Genomic DNA, 15,804 nt, shown 5'->3' with positions numbered 1-15,804 from the left:
TTATTTTTTGGCTATCGCAAGATGTGCCCCGGCGACCAAGATCGCTTGAGGCATCAGCTAATTCGGAGCAATACGCATGTTCCGGACTTCCTCGAAGATCGACCAATCCGGCACGGGCACGGGTCCGAATGTGGGACGTCGAACTTGCATTTCATTGAGGAAAGGAAGTTGATGCCCACAGGAAAGCACAGGGCTCCTACCCCGCAGCGCAACACGGTCGGCACGGTCGTCGCCGCCGGCGCGGGCACACTGGTGCTCGCGCTCGTCGGAACCGGCACCGCGAACGCCGATCCGGCCGAGTCCGCCAAGGTCTCGGAGAACGCGCAGTGGCCCGCGGCCGATATCCCCAACGCGGCGCCCTACGAGGGTCTGAACATCCCGGACAACACCCACAGCTCGCTGCAGTGGTCGCGTCCGGCGCCGGACAAGAAGTACCTCGCGCCGGTCGGCGTGCTGCACCCGCCGGTGCCGGTGGCCCCCGTGCCGCCGATCGCGCCGCCGCCCGGGCAGTTCCGCTTCGGTGATGTCACCGTGCCGGCGCCGGATTGGATCGACAAGGAACAGTCGATCCAGATCAACGACACCTCGGCCACGACCGAGGCGAATCTGGCGACGTTCCTGGATTCGGTCGGTATGGAGCGCAGCCGGTCGGACCGGATCGCCGGACAGGCCGTCGGCACCGCCGCCCTGGGCGCGGCCGCGGCCGCGGCTTCGGCCGCGCCGTTCGCGCTGACCTCCGCGGTGGTCGGCGGCGCGGTCGGGCTGGTGCTCGGCTTGCCGCTCGTGCCGGTCGGCATCGTCGCGGGGCCCATGCTGGGTGCGGCCGCCGGTGCGGCCATGATCACGGTCCCGGCCGCGATCGTCGGCGCGGCCGCCGGTGGCGTCGTCGGCGCGGTGAACGCGTACAACGCGCCGTCGCGGGTCGTCGGGGACTGAGCTCGTCCCGGTTCGGCAAGTGACCCGGAAGGTGGTGGCCCGACAACGGTGTCGGACCACCACCTTCCCGGTCCGCGAGACCGATTCGCGCAAAACCGAAATGTGAAACACCAATGTTCGTTACTGTGCCGCTACCCAGTCGAGAACGGGTAGATAGGGAACACAGCATGAACGCACAGACGAACGGCGCGCGCCGAGTCACTATGGGACTCACCGCATTCGGCGCCATGGCCGCCACCATGGTGCTGCTCGCGCCGCAGGCCGGCGCCTGGGTCGGCGACCTCGAGGTATCCGGCAAGGATCACAAGGCGGGCTGCTCGTACACGCTCACCGCGTCCGTCGAGGTCGACCGCCTGAGCACGGTGAAATTCACCGACAACGGCGCCGATCTGCCCGGCAGCCCGGTGGCGCCTTCGGTCCTCAGCAACAAGGTCACCCTCAAGTGGACCCCGCAAACAGCGGGCGCACACAAGCTGGAGGCCCGCCAGCTCCTCATCTCCGACTCGATCACCGTGCAGGTGGCGGCCTCGAGCGGGTCCGGCAGCAGCGGGTGCGGCGGCGGTCTCGGCGGGCTGATCCCCAGCCTTTCCGGCTAACCGGCCAGTTCCTCGAAATCTGGAAGCCGTTCGGCCCGAGCCTGTTTCGGACCGAACGGCTTCGGCGTTCCCCGACCCGTCCGGGCCGCGTCGTGCTCGACCGCCCAGTCGGCCAGCGCCGACAGCCGATCCAGCAGCGTCACCCCCGACGGCGTCAGCCGGTATTCGACGGTCGGCGGCACCGTCGGATGGACCGTTCGATCGACCAGCCCGTCGGTCTCCAGGAGCCGCAGGGTGCGCGTGAGCATCCGGCGGCTGATGCCCTCGATGGCCCGGTGCAGCTCGTTGTAGCGGTAGGTGCGCGCGCCCAGCAGGACCAGCACCACCAGCGTCCATTTGTCGCCGATCCGGTGCAGCAGCTGCCCGACGGGGCAGTCGGCCAGTTCGTCGGCGGGCACCGGATCCGGCAGACCGTAAGCCGACAGGGCGGGAACATCGAGGTGCCTATCGGGCATAAAAGTGCCTTCTTTCGTTCCGGCGCAAGGCGATCCAGGGTGAATGGGTCACTACGGAAAGCATAGGGAGAACGGCGTGCCGAAATCAGTGGTCATCACCGGCGGTACCCGCGGGATGGGCCGCGCCACCGCACTGCGCCGGCTGGCGCGCGGCGATACCGTCACCGTCCTCGGGAGCGACGCCACCGCGGGCGCGGCGCTGCTCGCGTCGGCGGACGATCCGAACCTTCGATTCGTCCAAGCGGATCTGTCGTCCATCGACGAGATCCGCGGCGCGGCGCACCAGATCGCCGAAAACCACCAGGCCGTAGACGCTTTGGCGCTGTTCGCGAACCGTCTGAGCGCGCGGCGCACCGTCACCGCCGACGGACTCGAGTCCACCTTCGCGCTGTACTACCTGAGCCGCTACCTCATGGCCCGGTATCTGCAACCGCTGCTGGACCGGAGCCCGAACCCGGTGATCATCAACGTCGCCGGCGTCGGCAACACCGCCGGCGCGATCCAGTGGGACGACCCGCAGCTGTCCCAGCGCTACGGCGTGGTTCGCGCGCAACTCCAAGCCGGACGCGCCAACGACCTGGCGGGCGTCGCCTACGCCCAACTCGACCACAGCGCCCGCTACGTCCTCTACCACCCCGGATTCACCCGCACCGGCAGCAACGGACACCCGAACCCTTTGGTACGCGCCACAATCAGCACCCTGGCCCGATTCTTCGCCCGCCCCGTCGAAGACGCCATCGCGCCGATCGTCGAGTGGATCGACCACCCGCCGTCGGCGGCACTCACCGCGATCGATCGCGGCAAGGTCGTCCCGGCAACGCTGGCCACGCTCGACCCCGGGGATGCGGCCAGGCTCGCGGCCTACACCGAGGAGCTGATGTCTACCCGGCAGCCCTCGGGCTAGACCGTCTGCGCCGCCAACGCGCGACCGATGTGGGTGCGCAGGGATCCGCCCGCGGCCAGGGGTAGCAGAACACCGTCCAGTCCGATCGACTCGGCGGCGCGGTCGTCCGGGTAGACCAGCTCGCTGTCCAGCGCGCGCGGCGCGGAAATCACGTCTTCGGTGGCCGAGCCGGAGCCCAGCTGCAACCGGTGCCGCAGGAGCGGGATATCGCCGGCGTCGGCGATCAGGTCGCCGTGCCACTCGCCGCTGTCCTCGCCGGTGCGCCCGATCTGGACGCGTTCCCGGATGCGGATCCGCGCGTCCGCCGCGAGCCGCACGGTGGTGCGGGCGTGGTGCCGGGCACCACCCGCGACGATGGTCGGTTCGGGGTCGAAGTCCAGTTCCGCGCCCGCGCCGATCTCGAAATACCAGTGCGCCGCGGACAGCGGTGTCGCGGCGCTGGGCAGCGCGATGGTCGCCGCGACCGATCGCACCGTCAGCCGCGCACCCGCGCCGACGACGATGCGGATGTCGAGTTCGTCCCCGCCGAGCGGTGTCGCGGCGGTACCGATCATGTGCACCGTATCCACGCCCGTGCGGCGGGCGGACAGCCCGCCGACGGCGTGGATCTCCGGCAGCGACCCGACGGCCGCCACGATGCGTAACTCAGTGCGCAACTGCGGAATCGGATGCGTGCGAGTCGGCGTGCGCGATCACCCGCAGTTGCTCGCGCACCCAGGCCAGCACCTCGGTGGCGGCCGGGTCGTCGGTGAGCGAGATCAGCGCGGTGGGCCGGCCCTCGCGGACCTTGGCGGCGTCGCGTTCCATCACGCCGAGGTCCGCGCCGACCAGCGGCGCGAGATCGGTCTTGTTGACCACCAGCAGATCCGAGAACGTGACGCCGGGGCCGCCCTTGCGCGGTACCTTGTCGCCGCCGGCCACGTCGACCACGAAGATCTGCACGTCGATCAGCCCGGAGGAGAAGGTCGCGGTCAGGTTGTCGCCGCCGGATTCCACCAGGATCAGATCCAGCGGCGGGTTCGCGGCGATCAGGTCGTCGATGGCGTCCAGGTTCGCGGTGATGTCGTCGCGGATGGCGGTGTGCGGGCAGCCGCCGGTCTGCACCGCGGTGATCCGCTCGTCCGGCAGCACGGCGTGGCGGCGCAGGAAGTCGGCGTCCTCGGTGGTGTAGATGTCGTTGGTCAGCACCGCGATGGACAACTCCTCGCGCAGCTGCCGGCACAGCGCGGCCGTGAGCGCGGTCTTCCCGGAGCCGACGGGGCCGCCGATGCCGATCCGCAGCGCCTCCCCCGGCGTGCGCTGCCGCTTGGGGCGATCATGGGAGTGATCGTGGGGTTCACCGTCGATCAGGTGCGGGGGCATGAGGGCAATCTCCTTCTCTCGGTAAACAATTCAGCTCGCGAACAGGGGCATGTCGCGGTGCACGTGCCGTTCGGCCAGCACGTCCTGCAGTGGATCCGACAGCGCGGCCAAGCCGGTGACGGCCGCCGCGGCGGTCTGGTCGCAGAGTTCGGCCAGGCGCACGGTGCACATCGCGATGGCCGCCGGATCGAGCGCGAGCAGCCGTTGCGCCGCCGTCGCGGCTCCCGTCAGCGTGGTGTAGACCACGACACCGGCGATCTCCCGCGGCCCGACGCCGCAGGCCGCGCCGACCGCGCCGAACACCGTGGACAGATGCGGCCGCGCCCCCACGGCGGCCCAGTCCTGTTCCGGCCACAGCTGTTTCGCCAAGCGCAGCAGCCCGCGGCCCTGGGCCCGGGACGCGGCGCGCGCGGCGGGTGACGGCGTCCGGGCATCGGCTTCCAGTTCGGCGTGCCCCACCGTGAGCGCACCGGCGCATACCGCGGCCGCCAGCGACGCGGCCACCAGACCCGAGGTCCGGACCCGGCGCCGCAGATACAACTCGACCGTCGCCACGTCGCGCACCAGGCCCGACGCGACGGCTTCCTCGACGCCCCCGGAGTGCACGTGCCCGCCGATCGGCAGCCGCGAGTCAGCGAGGGCAAATAACATCGCCAAACTCTCCGCGGAACTCTTGTGCACCGACCGATCTTATGCTCCGGCGTGTCGCTTCCGCGCGCCGGGCACCCGGGGTGCGCTACACCCGGCCGCGCCGGAAGGCGCGTTCCATGAAGCGAGCGGCCTGGGCCCGGCTCAGGTCGGACCAGGCCTGGAACGGGGCCTGCCACCACGGGGCGATCTCGCGGGGACGGGCGGTGACGGCGTGGCAGACGAGATCGGCGGCTTCCTCGACGGTGAGGCCGGGGATATTGCTGAAGTCGGTCGGGGCGCTCATCCGGGTGTGCACCAGGGGCATGTAGATCGAGGTGGTGGTGACGCCGTCCCCGGCGATTTCGGTCGCGACGGTGCGCAGCCAGGTGTCGAAGGCGCCCTTGGAGGCGCCGTAGGCGGACCAGCGCGGGGTGGGCGGCATGAGCAGACCCCAGGTGGCCACGTTGACGATGTGCCCCTGCTTGCGGTCGCGCATGTGCGGGAGCAGGGTCAGCAGCAGCCGCACCGGGCCGAGGTAGTTGATGTCGATGGTGCGGGTGAAATCATGGAAGCGGTCATAGGATTCGTCGATCGGGCGGCGGATCGACTTGCCCGCGTTGTTGACCACGACATCGATGTGGCCGTGCTCGGTGAGCAGGTCGCGGGCGAGCTGTTCGACGGCGTCGAAGTCGGTGAGATCGGCGGGATAGGCGTGCGCGGTGCCGCCCTCGGCACGGATATCCGCGGCGACCTGGGTCAGATCCTCGGTCGAGCGCGCCACCAGCAGCACGATCGCTCCGGCCGCGCCGAGCCGGCGCGCGCTGGCCTTGCCGATGCCGTGTGAGGCGCCGGTCACCAGGACGACGCGTCCGGATACCGCGTCGTGCAGCGCTTTTTCCCGCGGGCGTGAGGTCGGGTATAGGAGGCGGGTGGCGACCCGCTCGGCGAGCGGTCGCCCGTTCGCAGTGGGCTGCGTCTCAGTCACCCGTCAAATGTATTGCGCCGTGCGTGTTTTTACCTGCCGCATCGGGTAGAAAAACGGGCAGCGCAACACCGCGGCCCCGGGGAGGATCGATCCATGACATCGCGAGACGGCCAGGTTTCGATCGCCGGGTGGATCGGGCGAGTGATCGCCGTGGTGGTGCTGATTCCACTGCGATTGCTGTGGGAGGGCCTGAAAGCGCTCGGCCGCGCGCTCGCCGCGGTGCTGGCCTTCGTCGTCGAGAAGCTCCTGGCCCCCGGCGCACAGTTTGTCTGGGACTGGGTGATCCGGCCGGTATGGCTGTTCTTCAAGGACTTCCTGTGGGGCTGGCTGGTACAGCACGTGCTGTGGGGGCTGGTGCTCACCCCGATCCTCGCGCTGCTCCTCGACTACTTCCTGCGCCCCCTGCGCCGCGCGCTCGAGGACTGGCTCTGGCGGCGGGTGCTGCGGCCCGCCGCGCAGTGGCTGTTCCGGTGGGTGCTGGCGCCCGTCGGCCGGGCGATCGCCTGGCTCGGGTATCAGCTCACGCGATGGGTGATCGTCTGGCCACTGACCCAGCTGTGGCGCTGGGTGCTGCATCCGCTCTGGAAAGCGTTGCGCGCCACGCTGATCTACGCTTGGCGGCTCACGGCTGTCATCGTGGGTGTGCTGGTCGTCATCCCCTGCCGGTTCGTCTACCGCACGGTGCTGCGCCCGATCGTCGCCGGGGTGGCCGCGACCTGGCGATTCCTCGTAGTGCGACCGGCGCGCTGGCTGCACGCCACCGTCATCACCCCGATGAACCGCTGGGCCGCCGACCTCATGGCCGCGGTCTTCGGCCGCTGATCAGTGCGCGTGCGCGTCGGCCAGCACGGTGTTCTTGCGCAGCGCCACCCGCGCCACGACCGCCATCGCCAGCAGAATCAGCGCACCCGCCGTGGTGGCGAAATGCATGCCGTGCACGAAGGATTCGCGGGCGCTCTCGACCAGCACCGGATCGTCGGCCGACCGATGCAGGGTCTCGCCGAGGGTGTCGGCGTAGTCACCGCCGTTGCGGAAGACCAGCGCCGCCAGCGATCCCAGCAGCGACAGGCCTAGCGCGTTGCCGAGTTCGAAGCTGGTCTCGGAGATGCCGACCGCCGACCCCGCGCGCTCCGGCGGCACCGAGGACACCGCGACATCGGAGACGAGCGTGAACGCCAGGCCGTACCCGATACCGGCGATGGTGGATCCGGCGACGTACCAGCCGACACCGCCGTGCACGCCGACGCCGAGCAGCATCAGGTTGCCCAGCGCCGCCAGCAGCAGCGCCAGCACGAAGGTCGCCCGGACCCCGATCTGTCGGCCCAGCCGGGCGCCGGTCATCGAGAAGACGAACACCGCCACCGCGCTCGGAATGCCGAGCAACGCCGCCGCGAGCGGGTCGCGACCGGTCACCGATTGCAGGTACACGCTGGTCAGATAGCCCATCGCGGCCAGCGACATCATGCCGGTCAGGCTGGACCCGATCGCCACGCTGAACGCGGGCCGGGTGAACAGCTTCAGATCCAGCAGCGGTTCCTTCAGATGGGTCTGCCGGCGCACGAACAGGGTCAGCAGGACCACGCCGACCAGGGCCGGCACCAGCGCCTCGGGATCGATGCCCTCGGCCGCGACATGCTTGACCGCGTAGATCAGCGGCAGGATGCCGCCGATGGACAGCACCACGCTGGGCAGATCCAACGGGCCCAGTGCCCGGGAGCGATGCTCGGGCAGCAGGAACGGCCCGGCGGCCAGCAGCACCAGCAGCACCGGGATATTGATCAGGAACACCGAACCCCACCAGAAGTGGTGCAGCAGTAGCCCGCCGATGATCGGCCCGACTGCGGAACCGCCCGCGAAGAACGCCGTCCACACGCCGATCGCGGCCCCGCGCTGCCGCACATCGGGGAACAGGCTGGAGATCAGCGCCAGGCTCGACGGCAGCAGCGTCGCGCCGCCGATGCCCATCAGCGCCCGCGCGGCGATGAGCACCGCGGCGCTCGGCGCGAAGGCCGCCAGTACCGAGGCGAGGCCGAACATGGCCGCGCCGGCCAGCAGGATATTGCGTCTGCCGATGCGGTCGCCGAGATTGCCCATCGTGATGAGCAGGCCGGCGAGCATGAAGCCGTAGATGTCGAGGATCCACAGGGCCTGGGTGGCGGAGGGGTCCAGGTCGACGGTCAGCGTGGGCATCGCCAGGAACAGCACCGAGACGTCCATCGACACCAGCAGGACCGGTAGCAGCAATACCGCCAGCCCGAGCCACGCTCGCCGCGTGCCGGCGGGCGACTGCACCTGTGTCATCGAAGGATCCTCTCGCTGCTCGCGTACGGCGTACGCACGACCAAGGGTACAGTGTACGCATGCGGCCCCGGAACGAAAAGGCAGACATGGGATGACCGAGCCGAAACTGACCCGCGCCGCGATTGTGGACACCGCGATCGCACTCGCCGACACCGAGGGCGTGGACGCCGTCTCCATGCGGCGCATCGCCGATCGGATGAGCGTCGGAGCGATGTCGCTGTATCGGCACGTGGCGAACAAGGACGAACTGATCGCCCTGATGACCGACGAGGTCGCCCGGCGCAACCCCTACCCGCCCACCGCGGGCCAGGACTGGACCTGGCGCGACCGGGTCCGCATCGCCGCCGAGATCGACTGGGCGCTCTACCAGCAGCATCCGTGGGTGCTGCTGACCTTCGCGATGCCGCGCTACAGCTTCGGCCCGCACGGGCTGGCCTGCCTGGCCTGGCTGGTCGAGGGCTTCCGCGAGCTCGACGTCAGCCCGCGCACGGCGATGCAGATGTCGTTCTCGGTCTGGAACTACATCTCCGGCGCCACCCTGCCGCACATCAGCTCGGACCTGCTGGAGCGCAAGAAGATTCAGCCCGAGGAGACCAACGGGTTGCGCGCCCTGCTGGAGGGCAGCCCGACCACGCCGGTGCCGCCCGCGCTCGCGGAGCTGGTCGGCGCCGGCGTCAGCGACCTGACGCAGGAGGATCTGCTCTACGCCGGCTTGGCCGCGCTCTGTGACGGATTCGAGGCCCGCGTCCGCCAGGCTTGACCCCAACCTCCGTTGAGGTTGCACAGTTGGCCCATGCACGCGATCCGGCTTCACGCCTTCGGCCCCGCCGAGAACCTCCGCTACGAATCCGTTCCCGATCCGGCACCCGGCCCCGGGCAGGTACGCATCGCCGTGGCGGCGGCCGGAGTTCACCTCATCGACACCGCGATTCGGCAAGGGCTGCCGGGCCCCTACCCCACACCCGAGCTACCGACCACCCCCGGGCGCGAGGTCGCCGGAACGGTGGAAGCGCTTGGGGCAGAAGTCGATCCGGCGTGGCTGGGTAAGCACGTCGTGGTCCACCTCGGCACGGCGCCCGGTGGCTACGCCGCCCTCGCCGTCACGGATTCGGCTCGGCTGCACGAGATTCCGGCGAATCTCGACCCCGCCGAAGCCGTCGCCATGATCGGCACCGGCCGCACCACGCTGGGGATTCTCCAGTTCACCGAGCTCGGGCCGGACAGCGTGGCCCTGGTCACCGCCGCGGCCGGTGGGATCGGGACACTGCTGGTCCAGTACGCGAAGAACGCGGGCGCCTACGTCATCGGTCTCGCGGGCGGCAGCGAGAAGACGGCCCGGGTCACCGCCAACGGCGCCGACCTCGCCGTCGACTACCTGCGACCGGGGTGGCCCGAACTGGTGCGCGCGCACCGTCCCACCGTCGTCTTCGACGGGGTCGGCGGCGAAACCGCCCGGGCCGCAGTCGATCTGCTCGGCAAAGGCGGGCAGCACCTGATCTACGGATTCCCCGGCGGGCCGGTCACCACCTCCCCGCAGGAGCAGGACGAGCGCGGCATCACCTCACAGCTCGTGCTCGGACCGCCGATGCTGCAGCGCGCCGGGGGCGATCTCCGGGTGCTCGAGGATCGGTCGCTGGCCGAGGCCGCGGCCGGTCGGCTGCTGCCCGCGGTCCAGCGGTTCCCGCTCGCGGACGCGGCGGCGGCCCACCGCGCCCTCGAGACCCGGGCGACCATGGGCAAGGTCGTCCTGGTGCCGTGAACTAGGCCACGACGAGCGCGTAGGCGAACCCGTCCCAGCCCTTCGACCCCACGGTCTGCAACACGGTCGCTTCCAAACGCGGTTCCGCGGACAGCAATTCGACGACCTCGCGACTGCCGCGGATCGCGGGGTCGGTGGAGGTCGCGTCGGCGAGCCCGCCCTGGCGGACCACATTGTCGACGATGATCACCGAGCCGGGGCGGGTCAGCCGCAGCGCCCACTGCACGTAGTTCGGATTGTTGACCTTGTCGGCGTCGAGGAACACCAGATCGAACGGCTCCGGCTGCTCCTCGGCCAGCACGGGCAGGCTCTCCAGAGCGGCGCCGACCCGGATCTCGACGCGGTCACCGACCCCGGCGCGATCCAGGTTCGCCCGCGCCACCTCGGCATGGCGCGGTTCGTACTCCAGGGTCAGCACCTGCCCGGCCTTGCCGACCGCGCGCGCCAGCCACACCGTGCTGTATCCGCCCAGCGTGCCGACCTCGAGCACCCGCCGCACGCCCGCCGACCGGGCCAGCAGATACAGGAACTTGCCCTGCGGCGCGGAGACATCGATGGCGGGCAGCCCCGCCTTCGCGTTCTCCGCCAGCACCGCCGCGGTCTCCGGATCCCGCACCAACTGCTCTCCGAGGTAGCTGTCGACCTCGGCCCATTCCGCACTAGTCATGCCGGCCAGTCTGCCACCGGAACCGTGGATTCCGCCGCCGCGACGAGGGCACCGATCTGTTCGGCGAACACCGGCCACAGCTCACGCGGCAGGCTGTGCCCCATCCCCTCGAGCACGACCAGTGCCGCGTCCGGGATCGCCTCGGCGGTCGCGCGGCCGCCGCTGCTGTCGAAGATGCGGTCGGCGGTGCCGTGCAGCACCAAGGCCGGCACGTCCAGTGCTCGCAACCGCGCGGTCCGGTCGCCGGAGGCCAGCACGGCGACCGCCTGGCGCATCATGCCGGTGAAGTCGACGCCGCGGTCGAACACCCGGCCCGCGTGCGCGCGCACCGCGGCCTCGTCGAAGGCGAACCCGGGCGACCCCGAGGCTCGCTTGGTCAGCACCGACCACTCTTGGTAAGCCGCACGATCCGCGGGCGGCGGGCCCGCCTGACCGAACGCGCCCGGATCCGATTGCCCCACAGCCGGATTGCCCGTAGTCGACATGATCGAGGTCAGCGACCGCACCCGCCGCGGAAACTCGATCGCGATCGTCTGCGCGATCATTCCGCCCATGGACGCGCCCACCAGGTGCGCGCTGTCGATCCCGAGCACGTCGAGCAGGCCGACGGTGTCGGCGGCCATGTCGGACAGGGTGTAGGCCGCCGAGGACACGTCGCCCGCCATCGCCGCCATGATGTCCGGTTGCGGCGCGTCGCGAACATGCGTCGACCGCCCGGTATCGCGGCTGTCGAACCGGATCACCTGCAATCCACGGCCGACCAGTTGCTCGCACAATCCGTCCGGCCAGTCGATCAGCTGCCCCGCCGCGCCCATGATCAGCACCACCGGTGGATCGCCCGGATCGCCGAGCCGCTCGTAGGCGATCTCGATACCCGCCGGGCCCACTCCGAACGCCTTCCGCTCCGTCATCCCGCCCTTGCCTTTCTCCGGCCCGATCGGGCTCAGGCCAGCGATTATGGACCCCGAGCGGGCCCTTGTGGCAAGCCCACCTCGCCGGGTTATGGTGAAAGGGGACAGAGCATCCCGGAGCCGACGGCAAACCTGTGGCATATTCACCGCCATGCGCCTCGGAATGCTCGCTCTCACCGCCGCGTTCGCCGTCCTGCCGCTGGCCGGATGCACCGCTGATCAGCACGCGAGCGATGCCACCGCCACCACTACTCCCGCCGCCGAGCGGTTCGAGATCGAAGTGGCCGACCAGGAGGTGCCCTGCACCGGCGTCGCGCCCATGCGATGCCTGCAGGTGCGCAAGGATTCGCAGGCGCCGTGGGAGCTGCACTACTTCGGAATCGAGGGCTTCGACTATCAGCCCGGGTTCACCTATCGCCTGCTCGTCGAACAGCGGCCGTGGGTGAACCCGCCGGCCGACGCGCCCTCATCCACGTGGCATCTGGTGACGGTGATCGCCAAGAACCCGACTTCCTGAATCGCCTTCGCCCGCGGCGCGGGAATGCTAGGTTCGCCAAAAGCGGAACCAATGCGTCTCACTTATGGATGCTCAACGTGGAGCGGAGTAACAGGATGAACACCAGTCGGAAGCTGTGGATATCGATGACAGCGGGGCTGTTGAGCGTGCTGCCAACAGTTTTCGCGCCCACGGCCACCGCGACGCCGGCCGACGGTGGCGCCGAGTACGTCGCACTCGGCGACTCGGGCGCGGCCACGACGGGCGTCCAGAAGTTCGACACCGGAGCTCCCCTGCTCTGCGCCCGGTCGACGGCCAACACCCCGAAACTGATCGCCGCGGACCTCGGCCTCCACCTGGACGACCGCACCTGCAGCTCGGCGAAGATCAAAGATCTCACCACCTCCCAGGGCGCCGGTATCGCACCACAATTCGACGCCCTCGGCCCGAATACCCGACTGGTGACCGTGCACATCGGCGCCAACGACACCAACGCGACCCGCTACATCCTCGCCTGCCACTCCGGCGGCGCACAGCCCTGCGGCGAACCCGCCTGGGACCGCGACATCGACGCCATCGCCGACGCCTACGCCACCGCCCTGCGCCAGATCACCACCCTCGCCCCCAACGCCAAAATCTTCGTCGACGGCTGGCCCCTCTACATCCGCGACGGCGGCTGCCCCGCCCTCGTCGGCCTGCGCCCCGCCGACGCCGCCACCGTCCAACGCGCCTTCGACCGCCTCAACACCGTCGTAGCCGCCGGCGCCCGCACCACCGGCGCCACCTACATCGACACCCGCCCTCGCTCCACCGGCCACGACATGTGCGCCCCCGAAGGCACCCGCTGGTTCGACCCCATCCTCGCCACCGAAACCCTGCTCCCCTACCACCCCACCCTCACCGGCATGCGCGGCATCGCCGACATTGTCGTGGACGGGATCCGCGCAGCGGGGTGACACCGATCCCCTAGGCGCCCGGGAAGCTCGTGGATATCGCCCACGCGGGTTGGTTCTCTGGCACAGGCGAGATCGGCTTGTGCGGTTCGGGTTTCGGGGGCCGGCAAGCGGGTCGGATCCTTCGCGGCGACGGCCGAGAGGCTGCCCGGGTCCACCTGGTGAGTTCCTCCGCCGGCCGGGAAGCTCGGAGCTGCCGACGTTGCCGGGGTAGTTCTCCGGTGCAGGCGAGACCGGCTGGCACGGGTCAGGTCTCGGCTAGACGCGAGGGTGGTAGGCGGGGTCGGATTCTTCGCGGTGGGAATCGACGGTGATGGCCAAGAGGCGGTCCAGGTCGGCCTGGAGGATGGGGCGGTCGGCCGGGGTGGCTTTGAGGGTGCCGGTGGTGCGGACCATGTAGCGGCCGTCCGGGTAGTCCATGATGTGGAAGCCGCGGGAGGGGGCGGGGCGGTTGTCCCAGGCGGGGCCCGCGTAGACGGCGACGTGGATGATCGCGCCGCGGGGGCGTTCGAAGAAGCGGGCGGCGAGTTTGCGCGGGGAGACGGGGGCGTCGTCGTGGAAGGCGGAGAAGGGGCCGTCCTCGTCGAGGTCGTGGCGGGAGACCTCGAGGCCTTCGCCCGTGCCGCGCGGTGTGTTCGGCAGTTGCGCGAGCACGCGGCGGGAAATCTCGTGTGCGGGAACCATTGTCATGCGGATCTTGCCGCCGCGGTCGGGGGCGTCGGTCGGTTCCTGCGTCAGCAGTACCGCGTGCTGGTAGTGCACCGCCGCGTGCACGCGCAGCTTATCCCTGCCGAGTTTGCCGGCGAGCTCGATGCGCGCCTCTGGTTCCGCGAGGATCCGTAGCGCGCCGAACATGGTTTCGTCGAAATGCTTGTGCAGTGCGGCGGCTTCGGCCTTCCATGCCTTGTCGTATTCGGCGATCGTGGCGGCGGTCGAACGGTATTGCAGCGGGTACGGCAGCACATCGCGGTCGGCCGCGCGCCACAGGACCTTGAAGGCCAGCGGAGAGAAAGTCCAGTCGCGCTTGGTCATTCGCCGATCACCGGCGGGACCGTCTTCACGCGATGCTCCGGGTCCAAGCCGGTCAGGATCTCACCGTTCTCCTGGTTGATCAGGTAATCCTTGGTCTGGTGTTCCTTCTCGTCGTCACCCTGATTGCGGGCGCCACCCATCCCGCCCATACCCGGCATTCCCTGGGAGCCGGCGCGCGCGGCGGTGGTGCGGTTCGTTCCCGAGGCGGCGGCTGCTGCTCCCGGAGCGCCCGAAACCGACCTTCCGGCACCCGGATTGGCGGATTTGGGGGTGCCGGAGCCGGGAGTGCCGGACAGTCCCGAGCCGGGAATGCCGGAGCCCGGCACACCGGAGCGCGGGACGTTCGAACCGGGCACGTTGGTGTTGGGGGCGTTTGTGCCGGGCACGTTGGTGTTGGGGGCGTTGGTGTTGGGGGCGTTGGTGCCGGGCACGTTGGAGCCCGGGGCATTGGAACCGGGGACGCCCGTGCTCAGCTTCGGGTCGCTCGACTTCGGCGTCTCCGCTGTGGCCGGGACCGTCGAAGACGGGGTGGTCGGCGCATCGGTCGTCGCCGGTTTCGTCGCAGGGTCGTTCGAATTCACGGGTGAAGTGCCGGGATCCGCGGACGGTGGCTGAACCGTCTCCGGTCGATCCTCGGACTTCGGCTTCTCGGTATCGGACGGGACCGTCGGACCATCGGACGGGGTCACCGGGTTCACCGTCGGCTTCTTCGGCTCCTGCGGCACCTGCGCGGGATCCTGCTGCACCGGGTTGTACGGCTTGGGCACCAGCGGCACCTTGTCGTCCGCTTCCTTGACCGCCGGATAGAAGACGTTCTTGACGATATTCTCCGCCGCGGACTGATACGACTCCTCACGGTGATCGTTCAGCTTCCACGTGGGCCCCGGGACCCAACTAGCGATATTGCTGGTCAAAGAGGTGTCGGGGGCCTGCTGTACATTCGGCTTGGTGATGTCGATGGCCGAGCGGACCAGCTTCACCTTCTCCGAGACCAGTGCCACCGAGTCGATCAGGGTGCTGGACTTCTTGACGTATTCGGTGATGCCGGTAGCGGCCGAATTCGCCGCCTCGCCTTGCCATTTGGACTCGATCGCCCTGGTCATCTCCAAGCCGAAGTTGACGAACCCGTCGTTGAGCTTGTTGCGGAGGCCCTCCCAACGCTCGTGAAGCGACTTGACCACATCCGGCTTCATATCCTGCACCCGCTCGTACAGGTCGTCCATCGTTTCCGGATTTGCGTAGGCGCTATCCGGCACCGTCGAGCTTTGGAACTCCAAGCCGGCCCCGCCCACTAGCTCCTGAATTCGGTTTCGCGCCTGCGTAGCCTCCGGACTCTCGTCCTTGCCGACGTCCGGAGGGCCCGATTTGCTTGACTCCCACAACGCCGCCGCAATGCCGGCAAACAATAGTCCCACGTTTGTCCCCCGATCAGTTCAGTAACTTGTCTTGCTCGGCAGCGTTGACTGTGTCTTGAGCTTCGTACTTGTCAACGGAAACCTGGATCGTGTCACGGATGAGCTCAAGCACGGCGATGTGTTCTTTCAGAGCGGTGTCGACGTCCCCGTCACCACCGATTGCCTTCATTCCCAGCATCTTTTCGAGCAGCCGCGCGCAGTCGAATTTTCCAAAGCCCGAAACTGTTCTGAGCTGATTCAGATCCCGGCGAGCTTCGGTATAGAGGTCGATTTGGCGATTGCAGGCGTCCCGACATTCCTTGGCGACAGAACTATCCAGATACAGTCGACCCGACTTCGCTTCATCGGCTAAGTAGCGCCAACGCGAGACTTGTTCATTCAAAGCGGTCATGGTCAACTCTC

19 protein-coding genes are annotated in these 15,804 nt (G+C 69.1%); 8 read left to right on the top strand and 11 right to left on the bottom strand.

The genetic code is table 11. The features are described from left to right. The first annotated feature begins 171 nt into the window (after positions 1-171). Both AB0H76_RS16950 and AB0H76_RS16945 read left to right on the top strand, forming a co-directional pair. A complete protein-coding gene (locus tag AB0H76_RS16950; RefSeq protein WP_357324018.1) occupies positions 172-936 on the top strand; it encodes a hypothetical protein in 765 nt (254 codons plus the stop codon). Positions 937-1,103: 167 nt separating this feature from the next. Then, positions 1,104-1,532, top strand: a complete 429-nt coding sequence (locus AB0H76_RS16945) for a hypothetical protein (protein WP_357324016.1) — start codon at positions 1,104-1,106, stop codon at positions 1,530-1,532. Here the strand turns inward: AB0H76_RS16945 and AB0H76_RS16940 are convergent. Further along, positions 1,529-1,987 carry a helix-turn-helix domain-containing protein gene (locus AB0H76_RS16940; protein ID WP_357324013.1) on the bottom strand — a complete coding sequence of 153 codons (459 nt, stop codon included), beginning with the start codon at positions 1,985-1,987 and terminating at the stop codon, positions 1,529-1,531. The genes AB0H76_RS16945 and AB0H76_RS16940 overlap by 4 nt on opposite strands. Before the next feature lie 76 nt (positions 1,988-2,063). Between AB0H76_RS16940 and AB0H76_RS16935 the strand changes: the two genes are divergently transcribed. Beyond that, entirely contained in the window at positions 2,064-2,891 is an 828-nt protein-coding gene (locus AB0H76_RS16935; RefSeq protein WP_357324010.1) for an SDR family NAD(P)-dependent oxidoreductase, read from the top strand. Here the strand turns inward: AB0H76_RS16935 and AB0H76_RS16930 are convergent. From AB0H76_RS16930 to AB0H76_RS16915, 4 genes are all read right to left on the bottom strand, one after another. Next, on the bottom strand, positions 2,888-3,547 hold the full coding sequence (locus tag AB0H76_RS16930) for an urease accessory protein UreD (protein ID WP_357324007.1): 660 nt from the start codon (positions 3,545-3,547) through the stop codon (positions 2,888-2,890). The two genes, AB0H76_RS16935 and AB0H76_RS16930, sit on opposite strands and share 4 nt — an antisense overlap. Continuing rightward, positions 3,537-4,253 carry an urease accessory protein UreG gene (ureG, locus tag AB0H76_RS16925; protein ID WP_357324004.1) on the bottom strand — a complete coding sequence of 239 codons (717 nt, stop codon included), beginning with the start codon at positions 4,251-4,253 and terminating at the stop codon, positions 3,537-3,539. The genes AB0H76_RS16930 and ureG overlap by 11 nt, the downstream gene beginning before the upstream one ends. Positions 4,254-4,283: 30 nt before the next feature. Beyond that, positions 4,284-4,904, bottom strand: a complete 621-nt coding sequence (locus AB0H76_RS16920) for an urease accessory UreF family protein (protein WP_357324002.1) — start codon at positions 4,902-4,904, stop codon at positions 4,284-4,286. A gap of 85 nt (positions 4,905-4,989) precedes the next feature. Continuing rightward, positions 4,990-5,868 carry an SDR family NAD(P)-dependent oxidoreductase gene (locus AB0H76_RS16915; protein ID WP_357323999.1) on the bottom strand — a complete coding sequence of 293 codons (879 nt, stop codon included), beginning with the start codon at positions 5,866-5,868 and terminating at the stop codon, positions 4,990-4,992. 93 nt (positions 5,869-5,961) lie between these two features. Between AB0H76_RS16915 and AB0H76_RS16910 the strand changes: the two genes are divergently transcribed. Continuing rightward, positions 5,962-6,690: a hypothetical protein gene (locus AB0H76_RS16910; protein WP_357323996.1), complete on the top strand. Its 729-nt coding sequence runs from the start codon at positions 5,962-5,964 to the stop codon at positions 6,688-6,690. Here the strand turns inward: AB0H76_RS16910 and AB0H76_RS16905 are convergent, their stop codons facing one another. Next, positions 6,691-8,169 (bottom strand): MFS transporter, encoded by a 1,479-nt coding sequence (locus tag AB0H76_RS16905; protein WP_357323993.1) that lies wholly within the window; start codon positions 8,167-8,169, stop codon positions 6,691-6,693. A 91-nt stretch (positions 8,170-8,260) separates the two neighbouring features. On the opposite strand from AB0H76_RS16905, the gene AB0H76_RS16900 reads away from it, so the two are divergent. Beyond that, positions 8,261-8,929, top strand: a complete 669-nt coding sequence (locus tag AB0H76_RS16900) for a TetR/AcrR family transcriptional regulator (protein ID WP_357323990.1) — start codon at positions 8,261-8,263, stop codon at positions 8,927-8,929. A gap of 33 nt (positions 8,930-8,962) precedes the next feature. Next, entirely contained in the window at positions 8,963-9,928 is a 966-nt protein-coding gene (locus tag AB0H76_RS16895) for a zinc-binding dehydrogenase (RefSeq protein WP_357323989.1), read from the top strand. Position 9,929: 1 nt separating this feature from the next. Here AB0H76_RS16895 and AB0H76_RS16890 read toward each other — a convergent pair whose 3' ends face one another. Together AB0H76_RS16890 and AB0H76_RS16885 are read right to left on the bottom strand one after the other, a co-directional pair. Then, entirely contained in the window at positions 9,930-10,595 is a 666-nt protein-coding gene (locus AB0H76_RS16890; protein WP_357323986.1) for an O-methyltransferase, read from the bottom strand. Continuing rightward, positions 10,592-11,506, bottom strand: coding sequence for an alpha/beta hydrolase (locus AB0H76_RS16885; protein ID WP_357323983.1), 915 nt, complete (start codon positions 11,504-11,506; stop codon positions 10,592-10,594). The genes AB0H76_RS16890 and AB0H76_RS16885 overlap by 4 nt, the downstream gene beginning before the upstream one ends. A 151-nt stretch (positions 11,507-11,657) precedes the next feature. On the opposite strand from AB0H76_RS16885, the gene AB0H76_RS16880 reads away from it, so the two are divergent. After that, positions 11,658-12,023: a DUF4377 domain-containing protein gene (locus AB0H76_RS16880; protein WP_357323980.1), complete on the top strand. Its 366-nt coding sequence runs from the start codon at positions 11,658-11,660 to the stop codon at positions 12,021-12,023. 95 nt (positions 12,024-12,118) lie between these two features. Further along, positions 12,119-12,958: an SGNH/GDSL hydrolase family protein gene (locus AB0H76_RS16875; RefSeq protein WP_357323978.1), complete on the top strand. Its 840-nt coding sequence runs from the start codon at positions 12,119-12,121 to the stop codon at positions 12,956-12,958. 255 nt (positions 12,959-13,213) lie between these two features. Here AB0H76_RS16875 and AB0H76_RS16870 read toward each other — a convergent pair whose 3' ends face one another. The 3 genes from AB0H76_RS16870 to AB0H76_RS16860 form a co-directional block, all read right to left on the bottom strand. Further along, a complete protein-coding gene (locus tag AB0H76_RS16870) occupies positions 13,214-13,987 on the bottom strand; it encodes an ESX secretion-associated protein EspG (RefSeq protein ID WP_357323975.1) in 774 nt (257 codons plus the stop codon). Continuing rightward, positions 13,984-15,210 carry a hypothetical protein gene (locus tag AB0H76_RS16865; protein WP_357323972.1) on the bottom strand — a complete coding sequence of 409 codons (1,227 nt, stop codon included), beginning with the start codon at positions 15,208-15,210 and terminating at the stop codon, positions 13,984-13,986. Before AB0H76_RS16865 ends, AB0H76_RS16870 begins: the two co-directional genes overlap by 4 nt. 205 nt (positions 15,211-15,415) lie before the next feature. Then, complete coding sequence (locus tag AB0H76_RS16860; RefSeq protein ID WP_357323969.1) at positions 15,416-15,793, bottom strand: hypothetical protein; 378 nt, start codon at positions 15,791-15,793, stop codon at positions 15,416-15,418. Positions 15,794-15,804: the final 11 nt, after the last annotated feature.

The organism is Nocardia sp. NPDC050712 (assembly GCF_040654295.1).
Taxonomy (GTDB): domain Bacteria; phylum Actinomycetota; class Actinomycetes; order Mycobacteriales; family Mycobacteriaceae; genus Nocardia.
The sequence above is the reverse complement of the archived record's forward strand: the minus strand, read 5'-3'. Positions and strand labels throughout refer to the sequence as shown.